At 33.8% G+C, this 16208-nt stretch carries 15 protein-coding genes; 6 read left to right on the top strand and 9 right to left on the bottom strand.

Annotated features, from left to right (window positions below; genetic code table 11):
- Nucleotides 1–6: 6 nt before the first annotated feature.
- The 3 genes from BM296_RS04640 to BM296_RS04630 all read right to left on the bottom strand — a co-directional run bounded on the left by BM296_RS04640 (nucleotide 7) and on the right by BM296_RS04630 (nucleotide 1881).
- Nucleotides 7–444, bottom strand: coding sequence for a deoxycytidylate deaminase (locus BM296_RS04640; protein WP_027065329.1), 438 nt, complete (start codon nucleotides 442–444; stop codon nucleotides 7–9).
- Between the two features lie 85 nt (nucleotides 445–529).
- Complete coding sequence (locus BM296_RS04635; RefSeq protein WP_091901784.1) at nucleotides 530–1114, bottom strand: HupE/UreJ family protein; 585 nt, start codon at nucleotides 1112–1114, stop codon at nucleotides 530–532.
- A gap of 26 nt (nucleotides 1115–1140) precedes the next feature.
- Nucleotides 1141–1881, bottom strand: a complete 741-nt coding sequence (locus tag BM296_RS04630) for a TerB family tellurite resistance protein (RefSeq protein ID WP_027065331.1) — start codon at nucleotides 1879–1881, stop codon at nucleotides 1141–1143.
- A gap of 129 nt (nucleotides 1882–2010) precedes the next feature.
- Between BM296_RS04630 and BM296_RS04625 the strand changes: the two genes are divergently transcribed.
- The 3 genes from BM296_RS04625 (at nucleotide 2011) to BM296_RS04615 (ending at nucleotide 3917) form a co-directional block, all read left to right on the top strand.
- Nucleotides 2011–2421 carry a BrxA/BrxB family bacilliredoxin gene (locus BM296_RS04625; RefSeq protein ID WP_027065332.1) on the top strand — a complete coding sequence of 137 codons (411 nt, stop codon included), beginning with the start codon at nucleotides 2011–2013 and terminating at the stop codon, nucleotides 2419–2421.
- A gap of 234 nt (nucleotides 2422–2655) precedes the next feature.
- Nucleotides 2656–3240 carry a lysophospholipid acyltransferase family protein gene (locus tag BM296_RS04620; RefSeq protein ID WP_317041476.1) on the top strand — a complete coding sequence of 195 codons (585 nt, stop codon included), beginning with the start codon at nucleotides 2656–2658 and terminating at the stop codon, nucleotides 3238–3240.
- Nucleotides 3237–3917 (top strand): HD domain-containing protein, encoded by a 681-nt coding sequence (locus BM296_RS04615; protein WP_091901780.1) that lies wholly within the window; start codon nucleotides 3237–3239, stop codon nucleotides 3915–3917. The genes BM296_RS04620 and BM296_RS04615 overlap by 4 nt, the downstream gene beginning before the upstream one ends.
- An 80-nt stretch (nucleotides 3918–3997) precedes the next feature.
- On the opposite strand, the gene BM296_RS04610 is transcribed toward BM296_RS04615, so the two are convergent.
- A complete protein-coding gene (locus BM296_RS04610; protein ID WP_394365296.1) occupies nucleotides 3998–5428 on the bottom strand; it encodes a glycosyltransferase family 2 protein in 1431 nt (476 codons plus the stop codon).
- Nucleotides 5429–5679: 251 nt separating this feature from the next.
- Between BM296_RS04610 and BM296_RS04605 the strand changes: the two genes are divergently transcribed.
- Nucleotides 5680–6114 (top strand): endo-arabinase, encoded by a 435-nt coding sequence (locus BM296_RS04605; RefSeq protein WP_091901778.1) that lies wholly within the window; start codon nucleotides 5680–5682, stop codon nucleotides 6112–6114.
- Nucleotides 6115–6116: 2 nt separating this feature from the next.
- Here the strand turns inward: BM296_RS04605 and BM296_RS04600 are convergent, their stop codons facing one another.
- The 4 genes from BM296_RS04600 to BM296_RS04585 are packed head-to-tail and all read right to left on the bottom strand — an operon-like array spanning nucleotide 6117 to nucleotide 11024.
- Nucleotides 6117–7190: a PA0069 family radical SAM protein gene (locus BM296_RS04600; RefSeq protein ID WP_091901776.1), complete on the bottom strand. Its 1074-nt coding sequence runs from the start codon at nucleotides 7188–7190 to the stop codon at nucleotides 6117–6119.
- Between the two features lie 49 nt (nucleotides 7191–7239).
- A complete protein-coding gene (locus BM296_RS04595) occupies nucleotides 7240–8793 on the bottom strand; it encodes a hypothetical protein (protein WP_091901774.1) in 1554 nt (517 codons plus the stop codon).
- A 17-nt stretch (nucleotides 8794–8810) separates the two neighbouring features.
- Nucleotides 8811–9593, bottom strand: a complete 783-nt coding sequence (locus tag BM296_RS04590) for an enoyl-CoA hydratase/isomerase family protein (RefSeq protein WP_091901772.1) — start codon at nucleotides 9591–9593, stop codon at nucleotides 8811–8813.
- A gap of 18 nt (nucleotides 9594–9611) precedes the next feature.
- Complete coding sequence (locus BM296_RS04585) at nucleotides 9612–11024, bottom strand: sensor histidine kinase (RefSeq protein ID WP_091901770.1); 1413 nt, start codon at nucleotides 11022–11024, stop codon at nucleotides 9612–9614.
- Nucleotides 11025–11226: 202 nt separating this feature from the next.
- Here BM296_RS04585 and BM296_RS04580 point away from each other — a divergent pair, with 202 nt between their 5' ends.
- A complete protein-coding gene (locus BM296_RS04580) occupies nucleotides 11227–12024 on the top strand; it encodes a transglutaminase domain-containing protein (RefSeq protein WP_091901768.1) in 798 nt (265 codons plus the stop codon).
- Nucleotides 12025–12240: 216 nt separating this feature from the next.
- On the top strand, nucleotides 12241–15492 hold the full coding sequence (locus BM296_RS04575) for a ligand-binding sensor domain-containing protein (RefSeq protein WP_091901766.1): 3252 nt from the start codon (nucleotides 12241–12243) through the stop codon (nucleotides 15490–15492).
- A gap of 21 nt (nucleotides 15493–15513) precedes the next feature.
- Here the strand turns inward: BM296_RS04575 and BM296_RS04570 are convergent, their stop codons facing one another.
- A complete protein-coding gene (locus BM296_RS04570) occupies nucleotides 15514–16065 on the bottom strand; it encodes a CopD family protein (protein ID WP_091901764.1) in 552 nt (183 codons plus the stop codon).
- Nucleotides 16066–16208: the final 143 nt, after the last annotated feature.

The following is a 16208-nucleotide window of genomic DNA, read 5'->3' as shown; positions in this document are numbered from 1 at the left end:
TAAACGTTAGATAGTAACATTTATTTCTGGCATGTGTTGTAATTCGACCCCGGCTTTTTCTAAAAACTGCAAACCAGAATCATCTTTATACCCAACTTGATACACTACACGTTTAATGCCAGATTGGTGTATAAGCTTACTACATTCTCTACAAGGCGATAATGTGATGTATAAAGTAGCACCTTGACAAGACTGTGTAGAAGCTGCTACTTTAAGTATGGCATTAGCCTCCGCATGCAAAACATACCATTTGGTATACCCCTCTTCATCTTCACAATAATTCTCAAAGCCGGTAGGTGTACCGTTGTATCCGTCAGAAATAATCATTCTATCTTTTACAATTATGGCACCCACTTGCTTTCGCTTACAAGAAGATAACATACCCCACTCTTTGGCCATTCTTAAATAGGCCCTATCATATTTTAATTGTTTTTCTTTCTTCATCTATAATCGGCTTTAAAAAAGCACATAACTCTAAGGTACCCGCTTTACTATGCAAGGCAATAGCTTAAACTAAAATTTAACAGTCTTAAAAAGGAAATGTTTCATAAAGTAACGGAAGTGTTATTAATATAATTAAAATGCTACCTACCAATATGAATATACTTTGTTTGACCTTTAGTATAGTTTGAACTACATATGCTAACACTAATACCAAAAGAACTATGATTACTTGAGAAATTTCAATACCGCCAGCAAAACCCAATAAAGGCGCTAATTTATCTTCTGCTCCCATAATCATCATTTTAAAATAATTAGAGAATCCAAAACCATGTATCAGTCCAAAAAAACCTGTTGCCAGTAGATGGAACCATATTGTGCTATCTTCTTGCTTATCATTACTATCAACCAAATTGAACAATGCCGTACTTACTATGGTTACGGGAATCAAAAACTCGATCCATGTTGCTTCTATAACTAATATCTCATAAGCTGAGAACACTAAGGCTAAACAATGTGTAAAAGTAAAAACAGTAGCTAGCAACAAAACATTTTTCCAACTTTTAAAAGTAAAAGGAAGTGCCAAGGCTGCTAAAAACAATATATGGTCATATGCATTTATGTCCAACACATGCTGTAACCCTAATTCTATATAAAACCAAAATTCTTGCATTATTCTAATTTTAAACGATTATTCCCTTAATTTAAACCACGCTCCTTTTGTATAGTCTCATAAGCTGTCTGCACTTGTTTAAACTTTTCTTCAGCACCTTTTTTTATGGCCTCATCTTGAGTGTTTACTCTATCTGGATGATATTTTTTAGCCATTTCCCTATATGCCTTTTTAACCTCAGCATCTGTAGCAGATTTTGAGATGTCCAAAATTTTATAAGAGTTGTTCGCAGATTTCACAAACATTGCCTTAATACTATCGAACTCGTTTAACGAAACCCTAAGGTAACCAGCAATTTCACGAATTTTTTGAATTTCAGGATTACTAATACTACCATCTGCCTGCGCTATACCGAATAAGAAATGAAGCAATTGCAGACGCACCTCGTACCGTGTTCGCTGTGCCAAAAAAGTACATACCTTTTGTGCAGATATCTGTCCTTTTTTATTTATTTCATTAAAACTTCTAAAAATAGCATTTGCCTTGTCCTTACCGTACGTACTCACAAAATACTGACGTACATAGTCCATTTCTGTCTGGCTAACTTGCCCATCTGCTTTAATGACAATTGAACATAATGACAATAGATTAAGCTCAAAATCTGCAGCTGTCACATTAGGTCTTGTATAGTCTTCAAATACGCTACGTGCGTTACCTTTACTCGAGCCAAAAAAATTATCTATTATACTACCGGCAAAAAAGCCTAAAACCGCTCCGGACAAACCTCTTATAAAAAAACCAACTACGGCTCCCAACCATTTAATCATTTCGTATTATCAATTTTGCCAAAGATAAAATATTACCAATAGAAAGTTAGGCCAATGAAAAGTTAAGGTGTGGATCACTCCTACGACTAATTGATTATCTTTGTAATAGATTAATTAAAATTTAAGATTATGTACCCTGCAGAATTAGTAAAACCAATGAGAGATGATCTGGCTTCTGCCGGATTTGAAGAATTATATACAGCAGATGCAGTAGCAAATGCAATCAATAAGGAAGGAACAACTTTAGTAGTTGTTAACTCTGTTTGTGGTTGTGCAGCGGCTAATGCAAGACCTGCGGCTAAAATGAGCCTACAGAACGATAAAAAACCAGATTTTGCAGTTACTGTATTTGCTGGTGTAGATAAAGAAGCTGTTGATGCGGCAAGAAACCTTATGGTTCCTTTTCCTCCATCTTCTCCTTCTATGGCATTATTTAAAAATGGTGAATTAGTTCATATGATTGAGCGTCACCATATTGAAGGTAGACCAGCTGAAATGATAGCTCAGAATTTAGCACAAGCTTACGACGAGTTTTGCTAAAATTTATAGCTTAGGCTATATTCTAATAAAATAATAGGATTAAAAAACCGCTCTAATAGAGCGGTTTTTTATTTTTGTAATATGCAGAAGTTGCTTTCTTATATTCTTACGCCATTTTTTTTCGTGTCCTTTGGGCTATGTTTACTTATTTTTCATCCCGTACAATGGTTGGGTTTTAAAATGTTTGGGTATGGCGGATTAAAACCTGTAGTTAGTAAGTTAAATTTTTTCCTAATGCGTAGTACTAACATATTAGGAACTACGTATAAGTTTACAAATAACTTTGACTTACCTGCAGACAGACCTTTGATTATAGTTACCAACCATCAAAGCATGTATGACATTCCACCATTAATTTGGTATATGCGAAAACACCACCCAAAATTTGTGAGTAAAAAAGAATTGGGAAAAGGTATACCAAGTGTATCCTTTAATCTTGTTCATGGTGGCTCTGTGCTTATTGACCGTAACGATGGTAAATCTGCCTTACTTGAAATAGGTAGGTTAGGTACCTATATTGAAGAGCATAAGAGAAGTGCAGTAATATTTCCTGAAGGAACGCGAAGCAGAGACGGGCATCCAAAGCCATTTAAACCTATGGGACTTAAAATGCTTCTTAAAAAAGCGCCATCTGCATTGATTGTTCCAATTAGCATTAATAATTCATGGAAGCTTGTACGTTTTGGACAGTTTCCAATGGGTTTAGGTGCAAAAGTTCAATTAGATGTACAACAACCCATTGTAAACAATGGAAACTATGATGAACTTATAGAACAAATTGAAGCTTCCGTAGTTAGCGGGATAAATTCCTTTAAATGACCAACTCAGAAATTGTAGAAGAAACCATAACCTTTGTCAAAGAAACTTTGAAAAATGCCGAAGGAGGGCATGATTGGTTTCATATTCAGCGCGTTTTTAACAATAGCATGTTAATCGCAAAGGAAGAGGAAGATGTAAATATTTTGGTTGTAAGCCTTGGTGCTCTTCTTCATGATATTGCTGATGCAAAATTTAATGACGGTGACGAATCTCTTGGTCCTAAAATGGCCGAAGATTTTTTACTAAGCCTTGGTGTTCCAAAAAGAACTATCAACCACGTTACTAATATTATCAAGTATAGCTCATTTAAGGCTAGTTTAACCGATGGTAAGATGAAGAAGAAACTATTCTCATCTAAAGAGCTTAAAGTAGTACAAGATGCGGATCGTTTAGACGCAATTGGCGCAATTGGTATTGCACGGGCATTTAATTATGGCGGATTTAAAAATCGAGCCCTTTATGACCCAAGCATACCACCTAACCTAGACATGACCAAGGAGGAATATAAAAAGTCTGAAGCGCCAACAATTAATCACTTCTACGAAAAATTGTTATTGCTACAAGATAAAATGAATACCGATACAGGAAAACAACTTGCAGCAGAACGGCATCAATATATGATTGACTTTCTAGAGCAGTTTTATCAAGAATGGAATCCTTTAAAAAATCTAAGCTAGTTTCATTTTTTTCAAAATACAGTATAAAAAAAAGGGTCTCAATTTACATTGAGACCCTTTACTAATTTTATATCGTAATCTTACTTCTGTGGTAACTCTCTTGTTAACCAACCACTTCTACTTGCCGTTACAATAGCATAAGGAGTAATCCAGAATAAACCGAACGTAAAAAGTACGCTGTAAGAATATGCCCATATAGATTCTGAAAAAGAATATCTTTTTGCATAGAATATTACTGGGAAAGTTGATAAAACCAATATACTTACGAAAGTAGAACTTAAGAATAATAATGGATGTGTAAGTACAAATACTAACATGAACAACACAAATGGGTAACAAAGTACAATTCTTGAGAATTGGCTAAAGAATAATAATCTTGTACCAGTTTTTGGTCCTTTTCTAAAGTTAGTAAATACATACTTAGACATTTGAATGTTCTCACGTACATTACTTCTACCCCATCTAATGAACATTTTATAAAGTCCTTGATATTTTTCAGGAACATTAGTATAAGCAAATGCATTTCTTTGAAATAATACGTGGAAACCTTGCTTTAAAATCATGTTTGTCATTGCTCTATCTTCACCAATATCTGATGCTTGACCCATGAATGTTTGATTGATCCACTCATCTAAGCAACCGAATACTGCAGTAGCTCTATAAGCTGCTAAAGCACCTGGAGTACATAAAACTGAATTTAAAGTACTTTCAGAAGAACGAACAAATTCAAAACTAAGTGCAAAACTAACGTCTAACATCTTAGGTAAAATCTTGTCATTATTTAAAACACGAATGTTACCTGCAACAGCACCACAGTTTTCATCTACAATAAAAGGACTTACTAAATTCCTCAACGTATCCTTATCTACAATAGAATCACTATCAACCGTTACAAATATTTCACCTGTACCTTCATTAAAACCTCTGTACAAGGCGTGACGCTTACCCATATTCTTAGGTTGCTGACAAACTGAAACTCTATCTCCTAATTCTTTCTTAGCTTCTAACATCCAGTTCCAAGTATCATCTTTACTACCATCGTCGATAGCTAATAATTGAATTTTGTGTTCTGGATAATCACTTTCAGCCAAACTTTTTAAAGTTGCCCAAACTTGTTTTCCTTCATTGTATGCAGGTACAATTACCGTAACCGTTGGTAATTCTTCGTCTGATACCGATGGTATTGCTTTATATTTTAAAAATCTTATAAAAGTATAAATGAAGAAACTCAATTTAAAAACGAAAAAAACAGCGGCCACAATCATGAAAATTAATCCAATCATTGTGCTTCTTCTCTCTAGATGTAATTGAGTAAAATCGTTTTGTAATATATAAGCTAAGTAAGCCGAACCGAACATTAGCACAAAAGTGCTACCCATTACGAAAATACCCCATGCATTGGCATTTTCAATTAGATGTTTGATTCTAGAAAAGAAAGATTTCTTCTCATTTTTTTCGGTATTATTTTTTAACGTTTTCATATCGTTTTTGGTAGTGTTCTTGGTTTTCATAAATAGTTCTAATATTTATAACATTCCACCTATTTACGCACGTACTCCGCTTTTGGACTTTATTTTAACAAAAGTTTTTAAAGATTTTTTTAGTACTAAACTATTGCACACTATTTAATCTTAACATGCTAATTTAAAACAGTAAAATTTTAACTTATTCCAAATATTTCTCTCATTATCATACAGTTAAATCAATTGTTTATGAAATACCCCATTTTAACCTATATTTAAAAAACATAAATAAATTTTAAATGAAACACGTATTTCTACTACTTCTTTTAACCGTTTCTTTGGGATATGGACAAACTGATGAACAACTGATTATTTCACTTCTTGAGAAAGAATCTGCCACTTGGCGTTCTGGCGATGTAGCTGCTCATGCAGATTGTTGGTCAATACAACCATATAGTAGAATATTTGTATCTACGGGAGATGGAAATAGTATAGATGTACCCCCAGCAATGATGATCAATCCATCAGAAAATATGATGGGTCAAGGTGGGACATCTAAGAATTCTAATTACAAAATGAATATTAATGGTAATCATGCTTGGGTCAGTCATGATGAGGAATCTACCAATACAGAAGGTATAAAAGCTTACACTTATGAAATACGCATTCTGGAAAAAATAGAAGGTAGTTGGAAGTTGGTAGGCCAATCTATTCACCCAAGAAAGATGCAATAGTTTTAAAATAATTTTAATTGACCGTCTTTATAAGACTCGTGTAAGCTGACATTCAGTTTAGGAAAGTTTCTTCCTTTAAAATATTTACGTTTGGCTAAACTTACCATATCATGAATTTGAGTAGCAATTATACCCTCTCCTCTACTTCGCACCCCATACCTACTGTCGTTTAAAGACCCACCGTGACAATCTTGAATTTGATGTAATACTTTTTCTGCTTTGTCAGGTAGAGTTTTACGAATCCAATCTGTGAATATTTCACCGATAGCTCCATTTAATCGTACTACGGTAAATGCCATTGAAACAGCACCATGTTCAGAAACGGCTTTTGCCAAATTCAATATTTCATGACTATTTATACCCGGAATAATAGGAGCGAGCATTGCATTTACAGGAATACCAGCCTCTGACAGCACCTTAATAGCTTCAAGCCTTTTTTTTATTGTTGTAGTTCTAGGTTCTAATATTCTTCTTGTTTCCTCAGATAATGAGGTAACGGAAATATTTACTCCAATTAATCCGTGTGCATTTAATTCCTTAAGTATATCCAAATCTCGTAAAATAAGAGCATTCTTGGTGATGATACCTACGGGGTGTCTATACTTTAAAAACACCTCTAAACATTTTCGAGTTAATTCAAATTCCCGTTCAGCTGGCTGATAACAGTCCGTATTCCCAGACATTACAATAGTGCAAGCTTTCCATTTTTTGCTTTTAAGTTTCGCTTCTAAAAGTTTTGGAGCATCATGTTTTACTAAAATTTTCCGTTCAAAATCTAATCCGGCACTATAACCCCAAAATTCATGAGCGTTTCTGGCATAACAATAGATACACCCATGCTCACAACCTTGATACATATTCATAGAGTAACTCATACCCACATCTGGGCTAGTTACTTTATTCACTATTGATTTTGGAAAAATGGGAATGTATTGAGTTTTGTTCCTATCGGCAATTTCCCCTTCTATACGGCAGAATTCGAGAAAATCGTCTCGGGTTTCATAACTGTACGCAGAAAATTTATTGTTCGTGTTTTTTTGGGCACCTCTGCCCTTAACCGGAGAAACAGAATTCATTAATATTAGGATTTATTCCAAAATTATGGAATAAATCCTAATATTGTGCTTATTTAACACCTACTTGAACCAGTTGTTTTTTAGTTCCTCTTTTAGCGTAGAACATTAATTCATCATTCAGGCGATTAATGTATGGTACAGAAACCATTAAAGGTAAACGAGCTTCAGTATCATCTATAACCTTACTGTACTTCATATGTCCGTTTTCGTCCAAACGTATTAAGAAAACATTTCTGTTTCTGCTTAAACCTTGTTTAAACATAATACGATCATCACTGAGCTGCTGCGGATTTTCTGAAGAGGTACTAATAAAAAAGTATGTTGTATTGTTTTTAGTGTAAGAGCTGTAAGATGCATAAGCACCGTCACCTTGGGTAACTTCTGTTTTATTGATATTTCTAGCCCAAACCAAATCTCCATTAACACTAAGCTTTGCACTAATAATATCATTATGGTGATATCTAGTTACCATTACACGACCTCCACTAGAGTTAGACTGTACACTATTACTAGTAAAATATTCTTCGGCATTAAAGAGGATGTTTCCCTCTTTGGTAATGTCCATTCCTTTAAAAACTAAATCTTTAATAGCCTTATCATCTTCCCTTCCAAATTTATCCATCATAAACTGCTCAGAAAACGGATTGAATTTTTCGGTTTTGATTTCTAGAGATTTTGAATCTAAACTAAAGAATGAAATACCATTATATCTACTATCTTTTCTATCTGCATAAAACCCGACACAAAGTAGTTCGTCACCTCTAAAAATAGGTTTCAAGGCTTCTGGGAACTTCCCCGGAGTATAGAAAGACTGTACACTTCTACTACTGTTAGAAATTCTTACCATTTCATATTGAAACTTACGCTCTGTTGCATTAAAACGTTTTTTCTTGAAGTAGGCTTTACCTACCAGGTATACATTCTGTAAATCTTTAGAAAATGCTATATTTTCAAAAGCATAGTTCTTTTCCTCCACCTCATCAGAAAAATCATGCTCCATTATCTTGTTCAAATTAGCATTGAACACATGAATAATGTGTTGATCTACTTTTCTTTTCTTATAATGGGTAGTTATAGCAAATGCTGATTTTTCGTCATTGAATAAAATAGATGTTGTAAAGCCAGATGAAAAATTTCTATTATAAAAATTTCTATCTAAAGGCTGCTCTACAGGTTCAGATGCAATAGATAAAATAGTTTCTTTTGTAAATTGAAATTGAGAGAACGGACTTCTATGAACTTCGTATTGGTAGCTTCTGTTATTATAATTGTACTCTAAGAACAATAAGTAGACCTGACCGTTTCTAACATATGCATCTATAAAATTGGCATTTTTCAACTTATAGTTATACTCAGAAACCAGTTCTAAATCTTTATTGTAATGCTCAATAAAATATCCCTTAGGCTTTAAAACAATTCCCGTGTAATATGCACGAACTACCACGGTACCTTCATTTCCATCATCTGAGATGGCAAGCATGTTTGAATATCGATATTTATCGTGGAATTTTTCGCCAATGGTATAGGAAACAAGCTCTTCTTGAGCAAAGGAACTTAAAACATTGATAATGAACAGAAATAAGAAAGCGCTACGTTTTAACATAACCAGTTTGGTTTATGTCATGAACCTGGAAAATCTGCTTTTCTTTTTTCTAAAAATGCAGTAGTACCCTCGGCAAAATCATCTGTTCCAAAACAGGCACCAAAAGCCTCAATTTCCTGCTCATAACCATTTACAGTATTCTTAAAACCAGCATTTACTGCTTTTATTGCATGAGAAATAGCAACTGATGAGTTATTGGTTATTCTTGAAATTATTTTATGGCACAACGGCAATAAATCTTCTTGCGTAGTTACGTGGTTTACTAAACCATATGCATGTGCCTGTTCTGCAGAAATCATACCTGCAGTCATAATCATTTCCATAGCCCTACCCTTACCTACTAATTGAGGTAAGCGCTGTGTACCACCATAACCAGGTATTACCCCCAAAGACACTTCTGGAAGACCCATTTTAGCATTATCGCTTGCAACTCTAAAGTGACATGCCATTGCCAATTCTAGTCCGCCACCTAAGGCAAAACCATTAACTGCAGCAATTACAGGAGTATTTAAATTTTCAACAAAATCAAACAATTGTTTTTGACCTTTTGCGGCTAATTTTTTTCCTTCCTTTTCACTAAAGTTCGAAAACTCTGAAATATCTGCACCTGCTACAAATGCCTTTTCCCCGCTTCCCGTTAAAATGATGGCTTTGATGTTTTTATTTTTCTGCAAATCTTTAAATGCATCATGTAATTCACCAATAGTTTCCTTGTTTAACGCATTCAATTTATTTGGACGGTTAATTGTCACTATTGCAGTTGATGCATCTTTTTCTATTAAAATAGTCTCGTATGACATAGCAGTAATTTTTAAATTTTATAAGTTCTCTTTTGGAAACTTTACACAAAAAACAGTTCCCTTACCTAATTGAGATGTGAATTTGATGGTTCCTTTATACGTTTCCACAATATTTTTCACCATTCCCAATCCTAATCCCATTCCACTAGTTTTGGTAGTAAACTTAGGTTCAAAGATTTTTTCTTCATTATCTTTTTCAATACCATGACCGTTATCCGCTACAGATATTTTAACCATATCACCTTCTGATGCTACGCTTACCAAAACTCTAGGCGATTCCACATCTGGCACAGCTTGTATGGCATTTTTAACCAAATTAGTAACCACCCTAATAAGTTGTGTACGGTCTAATTTCGCAATAATTTCTTCTTCATCAGCAATGAAATGTATAAAATCTTCGTTAAAAATATCTAGCGCTAATTTTACTATTTTCACCACATTTAATGTCTCATTTTGCTGCGCTGGCATTTCTGCAAAATTTGAAAAAGCAGATGCAATACTGCTCATAGTATCTATTTGCTGAATTAAAGTGTCTGAGTATTCCCTTAATTTTTCATGAATCTGCGGGTCGTTTGGATCAAACTTTCGTTCAAAACTTTGAACTGTTAATCGCATAGGCGTCAACGGATTTTTAATTTCATGCGCTACTTGTTTTGCCATTTCGCGCCATGCTTGTTCTCGTTCACTACGAGCTAATTTTACGGCACTTTGACCTAACTCGTCAATCATACCATTATAAGCTGCAATTAGCTTTTCTATTTCTTCCCCCGGGTTGTCTATGTAAATCTTTTTGTTCTGTTTATTTAGATTGGTACGCCCCATCATAGTTGAAATGGTTTCTAAGGAACGGGTAATGTATTTAGATATGATAAAAGCAAATGCAATAGCCAATAACAGCATTAACAAGTACACACCAGACAAGCGAAATAAAAACTCTTTCAATTCATAATCGTTGAAAGAATTGTCTTCAAAATAAGGGAGGTTAAGAATACCAATAGGTTTAAATTTTTGATCTGCGATATAGGTAAATGAAGCTTGGTATTTATCACCTGCCAAAGCATTTTCACGTATGTAACGTTTATCTGGACTTATCTCCAATTTGTTCAATACCTCAGGATCTAAGCACATAGAAATAGAATCGTTGGCAAATTTAGGTCGCGAACTTTTTATAAGTTCTCCTTCTAAACTATAGATATTGAAATTCATGTTCTGCACTACGGCAATTTCATAAATCTCATTCTTAAAAATTAGATCTAGGTTCTCCGTTGTAACGGGATACGTTGTTTTTTGAATAGCGAGGTCAATACTTTGTCGTATTTGCTCCTCTTTACGTTCCATTCTATTTTCATGGTAATCCTTAGACTGTTCGCGATATTGATACACCGTTACCCCGGCAATTAATACCGATGCAATAAGCACCAAAAATATCATGGATAAGAAAATGCGTGACCGTAAAGATACTCTCGTTAACAAGTTTCTGTTATTTCGTTTAAAGTTAGCAAATATCGCACCAAAAATATTAAATAAGCTTTTAAGGTTTAATGGCGAGAAGTATAAGGTGTTACTTTAAATGTTATCTTCAATACTAGGTTCGTCGATGCGCCATAATTTAAGTATTCAAAAATTCAGATATATGCGTTTACGTACCAGTTGCATTATAAAGTTCGAGATTTCTGAACCAACACCATTTATTCTTATGTTGAGACCGCGTAGTGGCAGCCAACAATGGGTAGAAAGAGAGGAATATAAAATCACCCCGAGTATTCCAGTAATGGAATTTACCGATAACTACGGCAATCTATGTCAACGATTAATTGCTCAACCAGGGCAGTTCTTAATATCGACTTCTTCAGAAATTGTAACCTCAAATTTTATTGACCAAGGTTTTGGTGCATCATTTGTAGATATACAGAATTTACCAGATGCTGTTCTTAGTTACCTATTACCAAGCAGATACTGCGAATCTGATTGTTTTTATGAAATGAGTTCAAGTATAACTAATGGTCATTTATACGGTTATAATCAAGTTTCTGCAATTACCAATTGGTTACGTGACAATATTAGCTATTTACCAGGAAGCAATAATCAACCATTATCTGCAAGTCAGGTTAATATTAGAAGGTTTGGTGTTTGTCGAGATTTTGCTCACTTGGGGATTGCCTTGTGCCGCAGTTTAAGCATTCCTGCCCGTATTGTTGTTGGTTATCTGTATGGCTTAGAGCCTATGGACATGCATGCTTGGTTTGAAGCTTATGTTGGAGATCGATGGTATACATTTGATGCAACACAAATAAATTCGCCTGGCGGGTATGTTATACTTGGTTTCGGACGTGATGCTGCCGATGTTGCTATTTTCAATCAATTTGGTCCGCTCGTATATCCGACAGAACAACTTGTTAAAGTGGAACAGATATCATCGGATACCTTATAGCGAAATGAATTAAGTCTGTGACACTTATAAAATAGCAGATTAATCAATTGTAGATTGATTAAATTAAATCATATATCGCTTAGGTATAATTATTAAACTCATTTCTAGAATCAATTCTTTTATAATAAGAGGTTAAAATTACATAACAAAAAATAATTGAAGGTAATTTCTTACATTTATTTACGTTAATATAATGTATATCATTAAAGGTCTGGCATGAGGTCAAAATATTATTTTAAGTTTATCATTCTTTTTATTGTTGTTCTTTCCCTCTTTAAAGCACAATCTCAATATACAGAACCGCTTAATTTTCAGCATATTCAAGAAGGCATGTCTCAAAGTAGCGCTACCGTGCTTCTGGAAGATAATTTTGGTTTTATATGGATAGGAACCAGAAATGGATTGAACAGATATGATGGAAAAGATTTTGAAATATACAGTAAAAGTTTAGATGGCAAGACTGGTCTTAATCATGAATACATTGTTGCTTTATATGAGGATGGTCAAAATATTATTATCGGCACAAATGAAGGCCTAAGTCTTTATAATCGCAGTTTAAATATTATAACTCCTTACCCATTCAAGAATGAAGGTACTTCCATTAAAAACGTAGTATTTGAAACAATAGTTAAAAAAGATGGTATGCTTTGGCTAGGTGCTGAATCTATGGGTCTTTACAGATACGATGTAAAAACAGGTGAACTAAAACATTTTCCACCACCAAATGAGCATGTTAACCTAGAAAATCCTAGGTTAAACAAAGTTGTAAAAATAGAGATTCTAGATTCTGAACGAATACTTGTTGTTTTCACTTATAATACCATGATCATGAATTTTGACATGGAGATCATTAGTGATATTAAAGAAACCGATGAAATCATTACCAGTATTGAGAAAACAAAAAACACCTATCTACTGGGGTCAGGCATGGGCTCTTTATATAAGTTAATTATAAATGGCAATTCAACATTTATTTCCAAAGAAAAAGATGTGAGTCCAGGTTTTGCTATACGCTCTTTAGAAAAAAACTTAGATAATGAACTTTGGATAGGTACTGAAAACAACGGTCTATATATTTATTCTAACGACCTAGAAATTATTAGACACATTCAATACAGTGTTAAAAGACCCAACTCACTTTCAGGCGATTCAATTTGGTCATTGTTATGTACGCGCAATGGCACCATGTGGATAGCCCCTTATAAAAGCGGACTTAATATTTATGATAAGGACTTTTTCAAATTTCAACATATAAATTCTGACCCTTTCAACCCTAAATCTTTAAGTAATAAATTGGTAAACTGTTTTATTGAAGATAAAAAGGGCAATTTATGGATTGGAACAGATGGTGGCGGTATAGATTACTGGAACAGATCTTTAGATACATTCGACAACTACTCATTAAAGGACAAAACATTAAATAGTAATGTAGTTCTCTCAATTTTACAGACAAAAGAAGATGAATTATGGGCGGGAACATGGACTCATGGTATAGCCGTACTCAACACAAATACCAAAAAATTTAAAGTATTAACAGCAGAAAATTCATTTCTAAAATCGAATATAATAATTGACCTTTTAAAGGATAAAAAAGGAAGAATTTGGATTGTAAACTACTTCTCGGGAGTACAAGTGTACGACCCTGCTACAAATACACATGAAAACATAACTCTTAAGTCAGAGATAGATAAAACTGACATTAATTCATTATATCAGATATTCGAAGACAACCAAGGTAACATTTGGATAGGAACATTAAACTCTGGTTTATTCAAGTTGACCGAAAATAACGAAACATGGTCAAGTACCCACTACCATACCAATAATAGCCTAAGCAATCGATTCATTAATGCAATAATTCAAGATAATAAGAATACCATTTGGGTAGGTACACAAGGAGGTCTAAACAAATATTTGCCCGAAACCGATTCTTTCTTATCTATAACAAAATCCGATGGCTTAAAGAATGATGCCATAAAAGGAATTATTGACGATAAAGACAAACACCTATGGTTAAGTACAGAAAATGGTATTATAAGATATAATACCCAAACAGGAGAAACAATTAATTATGATGTAGGCGATGGGTTACAATCTAAAGAATTTATTGCAAGTTCATCTATAACCACTAGTAAAGGGGAGTATATATTTGGTGGCATAAATGGATTTAACATATTCACTTCTAGCGACGTAGAAAAACAGAAAGATAAACTTACATTATTTGTATCTGGACTTAAAATTTTCAATAAACCTGTGCTTCCTAACGACGATTTTAAAGTATTAAAAAAGGATATCTCTCAAGTAGATTCGCTGACCTTTAACTATGAACAATCGGTAATTAATATTGATTTCAAGGCACTAACTTTTAGGCATCCGGAAAGTGTTAATTACGCCTTTTATTTAGAAGGTTTTGAAAAGGATTGGAATTATGTAGGCAATAAACCGAGTGCTACATATACAAACTTAAATCCTGGAGAATACACATTAAAGATTAAATCTACTAATTCTGATGGAGTCTGGATCGATAACGAAAAAGACCTATTTATTACCATAACCCCTCCTTATTGGCAGACGTGGTGGTTTAAGTTCTTAATGATTGCTCTAATTTTATTGTTATTCTATATTGCCCATCATATTAAACTGAGAAACATTAAAAAAAATCAACGAAGACTTGAACTTAACGTAGCACAACGAACAAAAGAGTTAGAATTTCAAAAGAACAAACTCATAGAAGCTGCAAGTAATCTAGAATCAAAAAATGAGGAAATACAACGATTTACCTATGCGGTTTCTCACGATTTAAAAAGTCCATTAAATAATATAAAAGGACTCGCTAGTCTTATTCCTATAGAAATTCCGGTTAAGGAGTATCCAAATGTAGAAGAGTATCTGAACCTTATTAATATTTCATGTACTAATATGAACGAATTAATTTTAGATATTACCGAAATAGCAAGACTTGGTAAAGTAGAGAATAAAAACGAGTTATTAAAAACCAATGAGATATTAGACCTCTCAAGAAACCTCATCAAGAGTAAGCTTAAAAAGGAAAACATAACGCTTAATATAGCCGATAATTTACCCGACATTTTTGGTGATCGCAATAGAATAATTCAAGTTTTTGGTAATTTCTTAGACAATGCAGTTAAATATATGGGAGACCAACCAAATCCGTTAATATCTGTAGATTACGAGGATAATGGCGAAACGAATAGCTTCCTTATACGAGATAACGGACTAGGAATGAATGAACGTGCATTAAAAAAACTATTTACACCTTTCGAGCGTTTTCATGAGAATATCAAGGGAACTGGACTAGGACTTTATATGGTTAAACAAATAGCTGTTACCCATGGTGGAACCATAATTGCAGAATCTGAAGGTGAAGGAAAAGGAACAACCTTTAAGCTAATTCTACCAAAAGCTAAAATTGCTGCACAATTAGCAAAAATATCATTGACTTCTTAAAGCGAAAAAAATTAAGATCTGTTATGCTTCTGGGTTCTTGTTTCTAATTCTCTTGTAGAGCTTAATCCCCAGCATTAGCAATATACCCAATACAATGATTCCTACGACTCCAAAAATCCAGTTGAAGGTATGTTTTAGCATTACAAGGAATACGATAGCAAAAAGGATAAGAGTTGCACCTTCGTTCCACATACGCATATAGTTAGAAGTATATCTAATATCATCACGCTGAAATCTATTAAAAATTTGATGGTTCTTTAAATGGTACAAAATCAATAATAGCACAAAACCAAGTTTTACATGCATCCAAGGTTGTGTTAACCAACCAGGATAAATGACAAGCAACCAAATAGCAAAGAATATTGCTAAAACTGCAGATGGCCAGGTAATAATAAACCATAGCCGTTTGGTCATTAACTTCAATTGCTTTGATAGAATTTCCTTTTCAGGAGAGGGTTTTAAATTGGCTTCAATATGATAAATGAACAATCTAGGAATATAAAAAAGCCCTGCAAACCACGTTATAACGAAGATGAGATGCAGGGATTTTATATAATTGTAATATTCTGTCATAGAGTTAAAAAACAAATTCAAGTGCAAGTGCAAGTGCAAAATAAAAGTTCAAGAGCAAGAAACAAGTTCAAGTGTAAAACTCATTTCTCTTTTCTCAATTCTTATTTTTCAATTCTAGTCTTAAACTAAGCCCAAAGTTAACA

Source organism: Maribacter stanieri (assembly GCF_900112245.1).
GTDB classification, from domain to species: Bacteria; Bacteroidota; Bacteroidia; order Flavobacteriales; family Flavobacteriaceae; genus Maribacter; species Maribacter stanieri.
This window is presented reverse-complemented; position numbering and strand designations above follow the sequence as displayed.